Raw genomic sequence first — 13810 nt, 5'->3', positions numbered from 1 at the left:
AACTTGCGCCCTTTGCGGTTAAATTAACTCCAAAAAAAATCCACTCCTTTCGGAATGGATTTTCTATATAAATTGATTTCTTATTTAATTAAGAAAGAGCAGCTTTTACTTGGTCAGCAGCTTCTTGGAATTGAACTGCAGATAAAATTGGCATACCAGAGTTGTCAATTAATTCTTTTGCAATTTCAGCATTTGTTCCTTGCAAACGAACGATAATTGGCACTTTAATAGCGTCTCCCATGTTTTTGTAAGCGTCAACAACACCTTGAGCAACACGGTCACAACGAACAATACCTCCGAAGATGTTAATTAAGATAGCTTTTACGTTTGGATCTTTCAAGATAATTCTGAAAGCTGTTTCAACACGTTTTGCATCAGCAGTTCCTCCTACGTCAAGGAAGTTAGCAGGCTCAAAACCAGCATATTTAATTAAATCCATAGTTGCCATTGCAAGACCAGCTCCGTTTACCATACATCCTACAGTACCGTCAAGGTCAACATAGTTTAGACCAACTTCTTTAGCTTCAACTTCGATTGGATTCTCCTCACGGATATCTCTCATTTCAGCATATTTAGGTTGTCTGTATAAAGCGTTATCGTCGATGTTAACTTTAGCATCAACAGCTAAGATTTTGTTATCAGAAGTTTTTAAAACTGGGTTGATTTCAAACATAGAAGCATCAGAACCAATGTAAGCATTGTAAAGTGCGTCGATGAATTTAACCATTTCTTTGAAAGCATTTCCAGAAAGTCCTAAGTTAAAAGCAATTCTTCTAGCCTGGAAACCTTGTAATCCAACAGTTGGATCAATTTCTTCAGTAAAGATTAAGTGTGGAGTATGCTCAGCAACTTCTTCGATATCCATTCCACCTTCAGTAGAATACATAATCATGTTGCGTCCTGTACCTCTATTCAATAAAACAGAAACATAAAATTCAGAAGTTTCGCTTTCACCTGGATAGTAAACATCTTCTGCAACTAATACCTTATTTACTTTTTTACCTTCAGGCGGAGTCTGAGGTGTAATCAACTGCATTCCGATGATTTGTTCTGCTAACTCTTCAACTTGTTGTAAGTTTTTTGCCAGCTTAACTCCACCACCTTTTCCACGACCACCTGCGTGAATTTGTGCTTTTATTACATGCCATCCTGTACCAGTTTCGGCAGTTAATTGTTTTGCAGCAGCTACAGCTTCAACCGCATTGTTAGCCACAATTCCGCGTTGTACGCGTACTCCGTAACTCGCTAAAATTTCTTTTCCTTGATATTCGTGTATGTTCATAATATAGAATTTGTCTGGTTCTGAATTTATTTCAGAATAAAAGTGCGACAAAAGTAACAAAATACAACTTAATAGTAAAATCTTTTTCAATTAAATAATATTGTATACAGGTATAAACTGTTGAATATTTCTCAACGCAAACAAATCGTTAACGGAACAATTTGTTAATGTTAACACAAATCGCAGAAAACGTTTGATATTTAACAAAAAATTCACTGAATTTATTGGCCTTGCGACGATTTTTCTTAATATATTTTATTCTCAATTATGATTTTGATAATTCGCAATGGTTTATATAATAATATTATCATTTAAGAACCCTTTTTCTAATATTACTACAAAAATGAAAGCGAATAGATAATTTCACTACATTATGTTTAACGAAATCTTTATTTTTGTAAAAAAAATATCAAGAATGAGAGTTAAAGAACAAGGGCTTTATCTGCCTGAATTTGAACACGACAATTGTGGTGCAGGATTTATTTGTAATTTGAATGGTATTAAGTCAAATGATATTATTCACAAAGCATTAGACATCTTAATTAAATTGGAACATCGTGGTGCCGTAAGTTCTGATGGAAGAACTGGTGACGGGGCCGGAATTTTATTCGACATTCCTCATGATTTTTTTAAGAAAGTATGTGACTTTGAAATCCCAGAAGCGCGTGAGTATGCAGTAGGAATGGTTTTTTTACCAAAAAGCAAAAACCAGGTTTCTTTTTGTATTAATGCATTTGAAGCTACAATCAAAGACCAAAACTTAAAAGTTTTAGGTTGGAGAGATGTACCCGTTGACGTTGAAAATCTAGGTGAAATCGCCGCAGAAAAAGAACCAACAGTTAAACAAGTTTTCGTTTCTAAAAACGGTCAGGATTTAACTGAACAAGAATTTAATGCAAAACTTTTTGCTGCTAGAAAAATTGCTGAACATGCCGTAAGAGGATCAAAAACCTCAGAAAGCCATATGTTTTATTTTACTAGTTTATCGACAACTACTATAATATATAAAGGTCTATTGATGCCGGAAGACATCAGCCGTTATTATATAGATTTGAAAGATCCAGACTTGGTGACTCGTCTTGCACTTGTACACCAGCGTTTCTCTACAAATACATTCCCATCTTGGGACTTAGCTCAGCCGTTTAGATACATGTGTCATAATGGTGAGATCAACACACTTCGTGGAAACGTAAGCCGTATGCGTGCTCGTGAAGAGCTTATGCAGAGTAAAGTTTTTGGCGATGATATCAAAAAATTATTCCCAATTATCTTAGAAGGAAAATCAGATTCTGCCTCTATGGATATGGTGGTTGAACTTTTATTAATGACTGGCCGTTCGCTTCCAGAGGCAATGATGATGGTAGTTCCTGAAGCTTGGGAAAAACACCAGACAATGTCTCCAGAAAAAAGAGCTTTCTATGAATACAACGCTTGTATCATGGAGCCTTGGGATGGTCCTGCTTCTATTCCGTTTACAGATGGAAACGTAATTGGAGCTTTACTAGACAGAAACGGATTGCGTCCTTCTCGTTATACATTAACGAAAAGCGGATTCGTAATTATGTCATCTGAAATTGGTGTATTAGACATCGATCCAGAAGATGTAATTCAACATGGCCGTTTAGAGCCAGGAAAAATGTTCTTAGTTGATATGAATGAAGGACGTATCATCGAAGACGAAGAAGTTAAAAAAGCAATCGTTACAAAACGTCCATACAAACAATGGGTTGACGAAAACTTATTGCCATTAGCTAGCGTTCCTTACACAAACAACCCTACTCCAGTTGAAAAATTAGATTTCTTAACAAGACAACGTTTGTTTGGTTACACAATTGAAGATTTAAAAACAATTATCAACCCAATGGGTAGCGACGGAGCTGAAGCAATTAGTTCTATGGGTAACGACACACCTTTGGCGGTTCTTTCAGATCAGCCACAGTTGTTGTACAATTACTTTAAACAATTGTTTGCTCAGGTTACTAACCCGCCGTTGGATGGTATTCGTGAAGAAATTATCACTGATATCAGTTTAGCGATTGGCGGCGATTTCAATATTTTCGAAATTGAATCTAAACAATGTAAAAAATTAAAAATCCAGAATCCAGTTGTTTCTAACGAGGATTTGGATAAAATTAGAAATATTGATCACCCAGATTTCAAATCGGCTACTATTTCTACTTTATATAAAATAGAAAAAGGAGTTAACGGTTTAGAACGTGCTCTTGAAAAATGTGTTCAGGCTACTTTTAAAGCAGTTGAAGAAGGATGTAACATCATTATCTTATCAGATAGAGGTGTAAGCGAAGAATTAGCTCCAATTCCAATGTTATTGGCTTGTTCTTACATTCACCACTCTTTGAACATTTTACAGGTTCGTTCTAAATTCGGAATCATCATCGAATCTGCTGAACCAAGAGAACCTCATCATTTTGCTTTATTGTTTGGATATGGTGCAAGTGCAATCAACCCTTACATGGTAAACGAAATCATTCACGATCAGGTTGAAAAAGGTTTCATTACAAAAGTAAAAGCTGATTATGCAGTTGTAAACTACAACAAAGCGATTGCAAAAGGAATCGTAAAAATCATGAACAAAATTGGTATCTCTACTTTACATTCGTACAGAGCTGCTCAAATTTTCGAGATTTTAGGATTAAATAAAACATTTACATCTAAATACTTCCCTTACACTCCATCAAGAATTGAAGGAATTGGTTTAATGGAAGTAGAGAAAGAAGTGAAAAAACGCTTCCAAAAAGCTTTCCCAAATTCAAAAATTGCAAACTTGCTTTCTCTTGAAATTGGAGGTATTTACAGATGGAGACGTGGTGGTGAAAAACACATGTTTAACCCAACCACTATTTCTAAATTACAACAGGCAGTTCGTTTAAACAGCCCAGAAAGTTATAAAGAATACTCAAATGCCGTTAACGAGCAAAGCTCAAACTTAATGACTATTAGAGGTTTATTTGAATTCAACAATTTAGACCCAATTTCTATTGATGAAGTAGAGCCTTGGACAGAAATTGTAAAGAAATTCAAAACGGGTGCAATGTCTTACGGATCTATTTCTAGAGAAGCACACGAGAATTTAGCGATTGCCATGAACAGAATTGGCGGAAAAAGTAACTCTGGAGAAGGTGGAGAAGATCCAAAACGTTTCCAGAAAGAAATTAACGGAGATTCTAGAAACTCTGCAATTAAGCAAGTTGCATCAGGACGTTTTGGTGTTTCGATCAACTATTTGACAAACGCTAAAGAAATCCAAATCAAAATGGCTCAGGGAGCAAAACCTGGAGAAGGTGGTCAGTTACCTGGAGAAAAAGTAGTGCCTTGGATTGCTGAAACCAGAAACTCTACACCTTATGTAGGTTTGATTTCGCCTCCTCCTCACCACGATATTTACTCTATTGAGGATTTATCTCAGTTGATTTACGATTTGAAAAACGCGAACCGTGAAGCTCGTATCAACGTAAAATTAGTTTCTGAAGTTGGAGTTGGAACCATCGCTGCCGGTGTTGCCAAAGCAAAAGCTGACGTTATCTTAATTTCTGGTTACGACGGAGGAACGGGAGCTGCACCATTAACATCTTTACAGCATACAGGTATTCCGTGGGAACTTGGTTTAGCTGAAGCACAGCAGACTTTGATCTTAAACGATTTAAGAAGCCGTGTAGTTTTAGAGTGCGACGGACAGTTAAAAACAGGTCGTGACGTTGCTATCGCAGCTTTATTAGGAGCTGAAGAATTCGGTTTTGCAACTGCTCCGCTTGTAGCTTCAGGATGTATCATGATGAGAGCTTGTCACTTAAATACTTGCCCGGTTGGTATTGCAACTCAGGATCCAGAATTGAGAAAAAATTTCAAAGGAACTCCAGAGCATGTAATCAACTTCATGTATTTCATCGCTGAAGAGTTAAGAGAAATCATGGCACAGTTAGGTTTCAGAACTTTAAAAGAAATGGTAGGTCAGTCACAAAAATTAAATGTGAACAAAGCCATCAAACATTATAAAGCAAATGGTTTAGACTTGTCATCAATTCTATACAAACCGGAAAAAGCGAAAACACAGCCAAATCATAATACAACAACTCAGGATCACCAACTTGAAAACGTATTGGATTTTGATATTATCAAAGAAGCTATTCCGTCTATCTATAGAAAAGAGAAAACAAGAGTAACTTTTAAAATTAAAAATACAGACCGTTCTGTAGGTGCGATTTTGAGTAACGAAATCTCAAAAATCTACGGCGCACAAGGATTACCTGATGACACTATTTTAGTTGATTTTGAAGGTTCTGCCGGACAAAGTTTTGGTGCATTCGCAACAAACGGATTGTCATTTAAAATTCACGGAAACTGTAATGATTATTTAGGAAAAGGTCTTTCTGGAGGAAAATTAATTGTAAAAGTACCTCCTACTGCGACTTTCAACCCTGAAGACAATATCATTATCGGAAACGTTGCCCTTTACGGAGCTATTACCGGAGAGGCTTATATTAATGGAATGGCCGGAGAGCGTTTCTGTGTAAGAAATTCTGGAGCAACAGCAGTTGTTGAAGGAATTGGAGATCACGGATGCGAGTACATGACTGGTGGTACAGTAGTAGTTTTAGGAAAAACAGGAAGAAACTTCGCAGCTGGTATGAGCGGTGGTGTGGCTTATGTTTACGATCCAAATAAGAAATTCGATTCTACAGTTTGTAACATGGAAATGGTTGCATTCGACCCAATGGAAGAAGAAGATCTTACGAAACTAAGAAAACTGATCAAAAATCATTCGTTGTACACAAGCAGTCCATTAGCAAAAAGAATTTTAGCAGACTGGGAAAACCAACAACAGCACTTCGTAAAAGTAATGCCAACTGATTACAAAAAAGCATTACAAAGAATTGCAGAAGAGAAAAAAATAGAAGAATTAATAGCGGGATAAATGATTTTAGAATTCAGATTTTAGATTTTAGATTTATTTACGATGTCTTCCTGAGCGAAGTCGAAGGATGAAACTGGAATTTAAGAATTGGAATTTTTAAACATTTAGATTTAATTAAAATGTCATGGGTAAAATAGGCGGATTTAAAGAATATAACAGAGCCGATGAAAGTAATTTAGCAGTAGCAGAGCGTGTTTCGAACTACAACGAATTTACTATTCCGGTACCAAAAGATAAATTAAAAGAACAAGGATCAAGATGTATGGACTGTGGAATTCCTTTTTGCCACAGTGGTTGTCCGTTAGGAAATTTAATTCCTGACTTCAACGACATGGTACATCAGGAAGAATGGCAGAGTGCATTAGAGATTTTACAATCTACTAATAACTTTCCTGAATTTACAGGACGCTTATGCCCTGCTCCATGTGAGAAATCATGTGTATTAGGAATCATCAAAGATCCGGTTTCTATCGAAAACATCGAGAAAAGCATCGTAGAAAGAGGTTTCGCTGAAGGATGGATTAAACCACAAGCGCCAAAAACAAGAACTGGAAAAACGGTTGCCGTTATTGGTTCTGGACCTGCAGGTCTTGCAGCTGCTCAACAATTAAACAGAGCGGGTCACACGGTTACTGTTTTTGAAAGAGACAACGCAATTGGAGGTTTATTACGTTACGGAATTCCAAATTTCAAATTAGAAAAAGGAATTATCGACCGTCGTGTAGCAATTCTAGAAGCAGAAGGAATCACTTTCAAAACAAATGTAAACGTTGGTGTTAACTTCAGCGTTGAAGAATTAAATGCATTCGATTCTATCGTTTTATGCGGAGGAGCAACTGAAAGAAGAAGCCTTCCAACTAAAGGAATCGAAAGCAAAGGCGTTGTTCAGGCAATGGATTTCCTTACACAACAGACTAAAGTTTTATACGGAGAATCAATTCCAGATCAAGTTAAAGCAACTGGTAAAGACGTAATCGTTATTGGTGGTGGAGATACTGGTTCTGACTGTATCGGAACTTCTAACAGACACGGAGCTAAATCGGTAACTAACTTTGAGATTTTACCAAAACCGCCAGTTGGAAGAAGCGAGTCAACTCCTTGGCCTTTCTGGCCGTTGCAGCTTAAAACATCTTCTTCTCACGAAGAAGGTTGCGACAGAAACTGGTTGATCAACACAAAAGAATTCATTTCTAACGATAAAGGCGAATTAACTGGATTAAAAACAGTTGAAGTACAATGGAAAATGACTCCAGGTCAGCGTCCAGAATTAATCGAAAAAGAAGGTTCTGAAAAAATCTGGCCTTGCGATTTAGCTTTATTGGCTCTTGGATTTACAGGTCCGGAGAAAACATTAAGCGAACAATTAGGAATCGAAACTGATATGAGAAGCAACTATAAAGCGCATAACTATCAGACAAACGTACCTCACATTTTTACTGCTGGTGATATGAGAAGAGGACAATCATTAATCGTGTGGGCTATTTCAGAAGGTCGCGAAGCTGCAAGAGAAGTAGATTTATTCCTTATGGGATCTACAAACTTGCCTACTAAAGGAAAAGGAGATTTACCGAGTCTTTAATTTAAAGACTCTAAGGTTCTGAGATGCTAAGGTTCTAAGTTTTTTCCTTGCATTTTATTAATCTTTTCCGATAACAACATAACTACTAAAAAACCCTTGAATTTAATATTCAGGGGTTTTGTTTTTTTGTTTGCCACAGATTATCATGATTAAAAGGATTTTTTTCTTGGCCACGACCCGAGCGATAGCGAACTGGCGAAGCAATTACGCGAATTTCCACAAATTTTCACTAATTTTTCTCTTCTCTCTGGTTTCTATATTCAAATATAGCCCGTGGTTTCAACCACGGGACCGCAATATATGATTACGCTCAATCCGCAACGTTTCCCGTGGTTGAAACCACGGGCTATATTTTGAGCATTTTTTGCGAAAAATCTAAGATTAAAAATTTGTGGAAATTCGCGTAATTGCTTCGCCAGTTCGCTATCGCTCGGGTCGTGGCCAAGAAAAAATCCATTTAATCTGTGTATCCCGATAGCTATCGGGAGTGGCTAAAAAAAATAATTTCAACAGCATTTAAGAATAAGTTAATTCATGAATTCATGGCAAAAAAACTTAGTACCTTAGCATCTTAGTCCCGATAACTATCGGGACAGTGCCTTAAAAAAGGTTACAAAATTCCAAAACAAGCAACTTTTTGTTTAAAATAAAACAATTTGTTATAATTTGTTATTTTTCTACAAATTATTTGCTGATAGATAAAAGTGTAATAACTTTGCCCAAAATGATTTAAAAATGCAAGCAAAAGATTTACTGCAGTTAGCAGACCAATTTGGAAGTCCGTTGTATGTTTACGATGCCGAAAAAATCCAATCTCAGTACAATAGGTTAACTAAAGCTTTCTCTAAGGTAGAAAACTTAAGAGTTAATTACGCCATGAAGGCATTGTCAAATGTTGCGATTCTTCAGTTATTAAAGAACATGGGGTCTGGTTTAGATACTGTATCAATTCAGGAAGTTTTATTAGGACTTCATGCTGGCTATGAACCCGAAAGAATTTTCTTTACACCAAACGGCGTTTCTCTTGAAGAAATCGAAGAAGTTGCCGCAATGGGTGTACAAATTAATATTGACAACTTATCTATTCTGGAGCAATTCGGAACAAAACACCCGCATATTCCGGTATGTATTCGTATTAATCCACACGTAATGGCAGGCGGAAACGCTAACATTTCTGTGGGACATATCGATAGTAAATTCGGAATTTCTGTTCACCAGATTCCGCATATATTGCGAATTGTCGAAAACACAAAAATGAGCATCGTGGGAATTCACATGCACACAGGATCTGATATTTTAGATATCGAAGTATTCTTGTATGCTGCTGAAATCTTATTTGATACCGCTAAACATTTCAAAGATTTACAATTCTTAGATTTCGGAAGCGGATTCAAAGTTCCTTACAAAAAAGACGATATCGAAACAGACATCGAAGAATTAGGTAAAAAATTATCAAAAAGATTCAACGCTTTCTGTGCTGAGTATGGAAGAGATTTAACACTGATATTCGAACCAGGAAAATTCCTAGTGAGCGAAGCAGGTCATTTCTTAGTAAAAGTAAACGTTGTAAAACAAACAACATCAACAGTTTTTGCTGGAGTAGACAGTGGTTTCAACCACTTAATCCGTCCAATGTTATACGGATCTTCACACCATATCGAAAACATCTCAAACCCAAAAGGAAAAGAGCGTTTTTACTCAGTTGTAGGATACATTTGCGAAACCGATACTTTTGCAAACAACCGCAGAATTCAGGAAATTACTGAAGGAGATATTTTATCTTTCAGAAATGCCGGAGCATATTGTTTCTCAATGTCTTCAAACTACAATTCAAGATACAAACCAGCCGAAGTTTTATGGATGAACGGTCAGGGAATCTTGATTCGCCAAGCCGAAACATTTGAAGATTTACTTAAAAATCAAATTCCGTTGCCACAAGAAATTGCTGCTGCGGTTTAACAATAGAAAAAAAGAGAATATCACTTTAATCCCGTTTCTTAATTGAGGCGGGATTTTTTTATTGTAGATTTTTGATTTTAGATTAATAGAACATTCCTCAAGTTTAGGATTTTTTATTTTAGGTTTTTAAACTGTGTTTTCCAACCAGTTTAGCTTAAAAAATTATTATAATAAAAACATAATTAAAGTAAGAAATTATTTATATTTTAGCAGCGTAATTTGAAACTTAAAATAAAATGGGATATTATCTAACTAGTTATTTGACAAACAGCTCGGAGATAAAAAAATTATATGGAAGTAAGGATGAAAAATTGTTAACTACTCTTTTAAAGGACCTTTCTGAAGAATTAGAATCATTAAATGATGATTTTGATTATGAACTTAATGAAAATGAAGATTTTGATTCTGATGATATTGAAAATAAAGATTCTCAACAAATACTAACTGACATAATAAATGGCGAAGTTAGATTTCCTGAATTAGCATTCATGTATGGCTATGTTTATGAACTACTTTGTAAATATTATGGAAAAACAATATTTCCTCCAAATAAAGAGTATTCTACAGCATATTATTGGGAAATTCCCAAATCATCATACAAAGCTTTTATTTCAATTCCTTTTTCAAGTGATTTTCCAGAAATTTACAGTATTGAAATAAGCAATCTCGAAGCAGAAAAGGATTTGTTTTTATCATTAAAAGACAGAAATGGTATTAATGAAGAAGGTTTAAAAATTGAAAAAGAAGATTTCAAATTTATCTTTGATGAAGCAATTAAACAGAAAAAAGATCTTGTATTTTTTTTGTATTGATTAATTTTTAAGTCAAATAACTTGAATTTGCAACAATAAGTAAACTTCGAAAATTGATTCTTTTTTATGTAAACAACCTAAAAGAGAATATTACTTTAATCCCGTTTCTTAATTGAGGCGGGATTTTTTATTGTAGATTTTGATTTTAGATTTTTTACAAACATTTTATCAGCAAAGTAGAAGCCCTCGCAAAATAAGCACTCCTTTAAAAATTTTAAGATTTAGAACAACATAAAAAAGTAAGTTTATTTTTATAATTTTATAAAATAATATATACAAATGGAACTTAGAAAAGAAATCGAACCACAATTAGAAATTGCCGAAAAACTCTATCCGGAAATACTAAAATCTATTATAGATTATACCGATTTTGTTGATGAGAATGGAGATGAAGAAGAAATTGAATACCAAAAACTAGAAGATAAGCTTCATCAATTAACGGGAAAAGACATGTCTCAATTTAATCTTTGGGAATGGTGGGAAGGCGAAGGCGCAGAAGTTCTTTCTTTTAGAATTGCATTACCTGCCCCTATAAAAGTTGAAAATATTACGAAAGAAGAACTTACTGAAATTGTTTCAAAACGTATAAAATGGTTTGATGAATGGATGAAAAAGAAAGATACTGACCAAAGTTTTAAAACACAGTTTACTCCTCACTTAGAAGGTTATTATCATGATTTTCTAAAGTTAAATTTCAAAAAAACATACAATTATCAAAATATATTCTGTACACAGAAAGATAAAGACAATAATTTTTTCGATCTAACGAGCCAAGAAAAAATTAACAAGCTTTGGAATGATGGAAAGTTTCAATGATTTTAAAAATATTATTTAATCCCGTTTCTTTATTGAGACGGGATTTTTTATAGTAGATTTTTGTACCGAAACCTCGGGATAGATTTTAGATTTATGCATTGTCAGGCTGAGCTAAGTCTAATCCTTGCAAAATACCGCCTAGTTTTGTCATTTCGACGAAGGAGAAATCCTCGCAAGTAACTCCACAAAGCATACCAAACTAAAAAAGAAAGAAAAATCCTAAAAATTATTTATCTTTAGCACCAAAAAATGTTAAAGCAACAAGGTTATCATACTTATTACATATACATACTAACAAATAAATACAAAACCGTTTTCTACACGGGAGTGACAAATAATTTAAGAATTCGTTTGAGTCAGCATAAAGAAAATAAAACCATTGGAAATAAAACTTTTACATCAAAATACAATGCAACTTATTTATTATACTACGAAAAATTCACATGGATTCAGGAAGCCATTGCCAGAGAAAAAGAAGTAAAAGATTGGCGCAGAGAAAAGAAAATTGAATTGATAAAAACGATTAACCCAAGTTTGGATTTTCTTAATTATTTATTTGAATAATGTTTTCAATCTTTGTAGAATTACTTGCGAAGATTTCTCCTTCGTCGAAATGACAAGATTGCGGAAAATCAGAATTCTAAACTGAAACTTAGAACAATAGATTACCTCAGAAAAATCGCAAACGTATTCTTCAAAAAAATTAAAAAATTTTAAATACCTTTGAAATTATGAGCACAACATCAAAACCAAAACATATCGGCAGAAACATAAGCCGAATCAGAGAACTTCGAGGCATGAAGCAGGAAGCACTTGCGCAGGCAATTGGTACAAATCAGCAGGCAATTTCTGGTATTGAAGGAAGCGAAACGATTGATGATACAAAGCTTACAAAAATTGCAGAAGCACTTGGCGTTACAGTTGAAGCTATCAAAAGTTTTTCAGAAGAAAATGTATTTAATTATTTTAATACATTTAATGATTCCGTTTCAAACAGCAATTTTGGTCATAATAATATTTGTAATTTCAATCCGCTTGATAAAGTTGTAGAACTTTACGAACGTTTGGTTCAGGCCGAAAAAGACAAAAACGAATATTTAGAAAAATTACTAAAAGGAAAATAATTTCCTCGATAATAAAAATCCAGCAAAAGCACAAAGTTCTTATGATTTTGTGCTTTTTTTGTAAACAGAAAACAAACAAATAAAATACAACAAAATGAAACCACAAATACGAATCCTTGTTTACTCAATTCTATTCTTTTTATACCTTACTTCTACAACCTTTTTTCTTTCGGTAGGCGAAAAATTAAAAACCGATCCTTATATAACTTTAGGCTGCGGATTTGCCGTTTTCAATCTCATTTATGCCTTTTTTGGATTAAAGTGGAACGTATTACTAAATATAATCTCTGCTATTGGTATTGCTGCTTTATCTCTATTTCTGGCTTTAAAATTTACCAATCTGCATTTGTTTATAGATTACGATCCGTATCAGGTTAAAACTGCCATATTTGCCAATGCTGTTTTCTCAATTATTTTTTGGGAAATTGTGTATCAGATAAAAATTAGAAAATCATAAATTAAAATCAAAACTCCCCAAATCTAAAACCAAAAACAATGAAAATTACGATTTCCCTGTCGGCATTATTCCTGTTATTTACTGCCAATGTTTTCAGCCAGACCCTAGCCGATTTAAAATTAAAAGCAAAAGAAATTCCAAAAGGCTATACAGCAAACGACGGTCAAATTTGTGTTACGCCTCAGGCTTGCAATTTTTATACAGATATCGAAACCTACAGTAATATTGTGGGAGTCGTAAAAAGCAAGCAGATTCAAAGTTTTAAAAACAGAGCCGACAGCGGTTCTATTATGTATTTTGAATTTGAACACGTTTTTAAAGGAGACAGATTTCTGCAGGGATTATTATGGGGAAAAGCCGGCCAGCCAACCGATGAACGTCCGGAAGAATATTTAGCAAAAGGAAAATTTCTAATTATTTGGAGTTTCCGCCCAGACAGCCCTGTCAAAGAAAAATCAGAAACAAAAATTGAAGCTATTTTGCAATAAGCAATAAATTTCTATTTACCATGAGAGCTCCGGAGGAGTACAATATTTATAGCACAATTTATTTCCATGCATAAAAAGCTCCAGAGGAGCGGCACATTTTTAAACAATATATATATCGCTCCGCTGGAGCTTGAAATCTGCGTGTACATTATTGCTATAAATATTATGCTTCTCCGAAGCATTTTTTATTAGACAGTTAATTTCAACGAATAAATCAGAAACAAAAATTGAGGCTGTTTTGCAATAAGCAATACATTTTCTATTTAATGCGAAAGCTCCGGAGGAGTGCAATATTTATAGCACAATTCATGTCAATACACAAAAAGCTCCAGAGGAGCGGCACATTTTTAAACAATATAT

9 protein-coding genes and 1 pseudogene are annotated in these 13810 nt (G+C 34.6%); 9 read left to right on the top strand and 1 reads right to left on the bottom strand.

Annotation, left to right across the window (positions count from 1 at the left end):
* Nucleotides 1–88: 88 nt before the first annotated feature.
* Complete coding sequence (sucC, locus tag ACTJIW_RS15715) at nt 89–1282, bottom strand: ADP-forming succinate--CoA ligase subunit beta (protein WP_012024229.1); 1194 nt, start codon at nt 1280–1282, stop codon at nt 89–91.
* A 415-nt stretch (nt 1283–1697) separates the two neighbouring features.
* On the opposite strand from sucC, the gene gltB reads away from it, so the two are divergent.
* From gltB to ACTJIW_RS15670, 9 genes and pseudogenes are all read left to right on the top strand, one after another.
* A complete protein-coding gene (gene gltB / locus ACTJIW_RS15710; RefSeq protein ID WP_440714832.1) occupies nt 1698–6215 on the top strand; it encodes a glutamate synthase large subunit in 4518 nt (1505 codons plus the stop codon).
* Nucleotides 6216–6339: 124 nt separating this feature from the next.
* Complete coding sequence (locus ACTJIW_RS15705; protein ID WP_274255782.1) at nt 6340–7794, top strand: glutamate synthase subunit beta; 1455 nt, start codon at nt 6340–6342, stop codon at nt 7792–7794.
* Nucleotides 7795–8526: 732 nt separating this feature from the next.
* Nucleotides 8527–9753 (top strand): annotated as a pseudogene (gene lysA / locus ACTJIW_RS15700) (diaminopimelate decarboxylase); the annotation flags it as partial.
* Nucleotides 9754–9989: 236 nt separating this feature from the next.
* A complete protein-coding gene (locus tag ACTJIW_RS15695) occupies nt 9990–10565 on the top strand; it encodes a DUF7691 family protein (RefSeq protein WP_440714831.1) in 576 nt (191 codons plus the stop codon).
* Between the two features lie 279 nt (nt 10566–10844).
* Nucleotides 10845–11381 (top strand): hypothetical protein, encoded by a 537-nt coding sequence (locus ACTJIW_RS15690; RefSeq protein ID WP_440714830.1) that lies wholly within the window; start codon nt 10845–10847, stop codon nt 11379–11381.
* Between the two features lie 249 nt (nt 11382–11630).
* Nucleotides 11631–11945, top strand: coding sequence for a GIY-YIG nuclease family protein (locus ACTJIW_RS15685; protein WP_440714829.1), 315 nt, complete (start codon nt 11631–11633; stop codon nt 11943–11945).
* Between the two features lie 167 nt (nt 11946–12112).
* Entirely contained in the window at nt 12113–12505 is a 393-nt protein-coding gene (locus ACTJIW_RS15680) for a helix-turn-helix domain-containing protein (RefSeq protein WP_149208165.1), read from the top strand.
* A 94-nt stretch (nt 12506–12599) separates the two neighbouring features.
* On the top strand, nt 12600–12962 hold the full coding sequence (locus ACTJIW_RS15675) for a hypothetical protein (RefSeq protein ID WP_121361931.1): 363 nt from the start codon (nt 12600–12602) through the stop codon (nt 12960–12962).
* 38 nt (nt 12963–13000) lie between these two features.
* Nucleotides 13001–13450: a hypothetical protein gene (locus ACTJIW_RS15670; RefSeq protein WP_073409869.1), complete on the top strand. Its 450-nt coding sequence runs from the start codon at nt 13001–13003 to the stop codon at nt 13448–13450.
* Nucleotides 13451–13810 lie beyond the last annotated feature (360 nt).

Origin of the sequence: Flavobacterium sp. 22659 (genome assembly GCF_052044235.1) — a bacterium.
GTDB classification, from domain to species: domain Bacteria; phylum Bacteroidota; class Bacteroidia; order Flavobacteriales; family Flavobacteriaceae; genus Flavobacterium; species Flavobacterium johnsoniae.
Note: the sequence above shows the minus strand (reverse complement) of the source record. Positions and strands in the feature narration are given on the sequence as shown.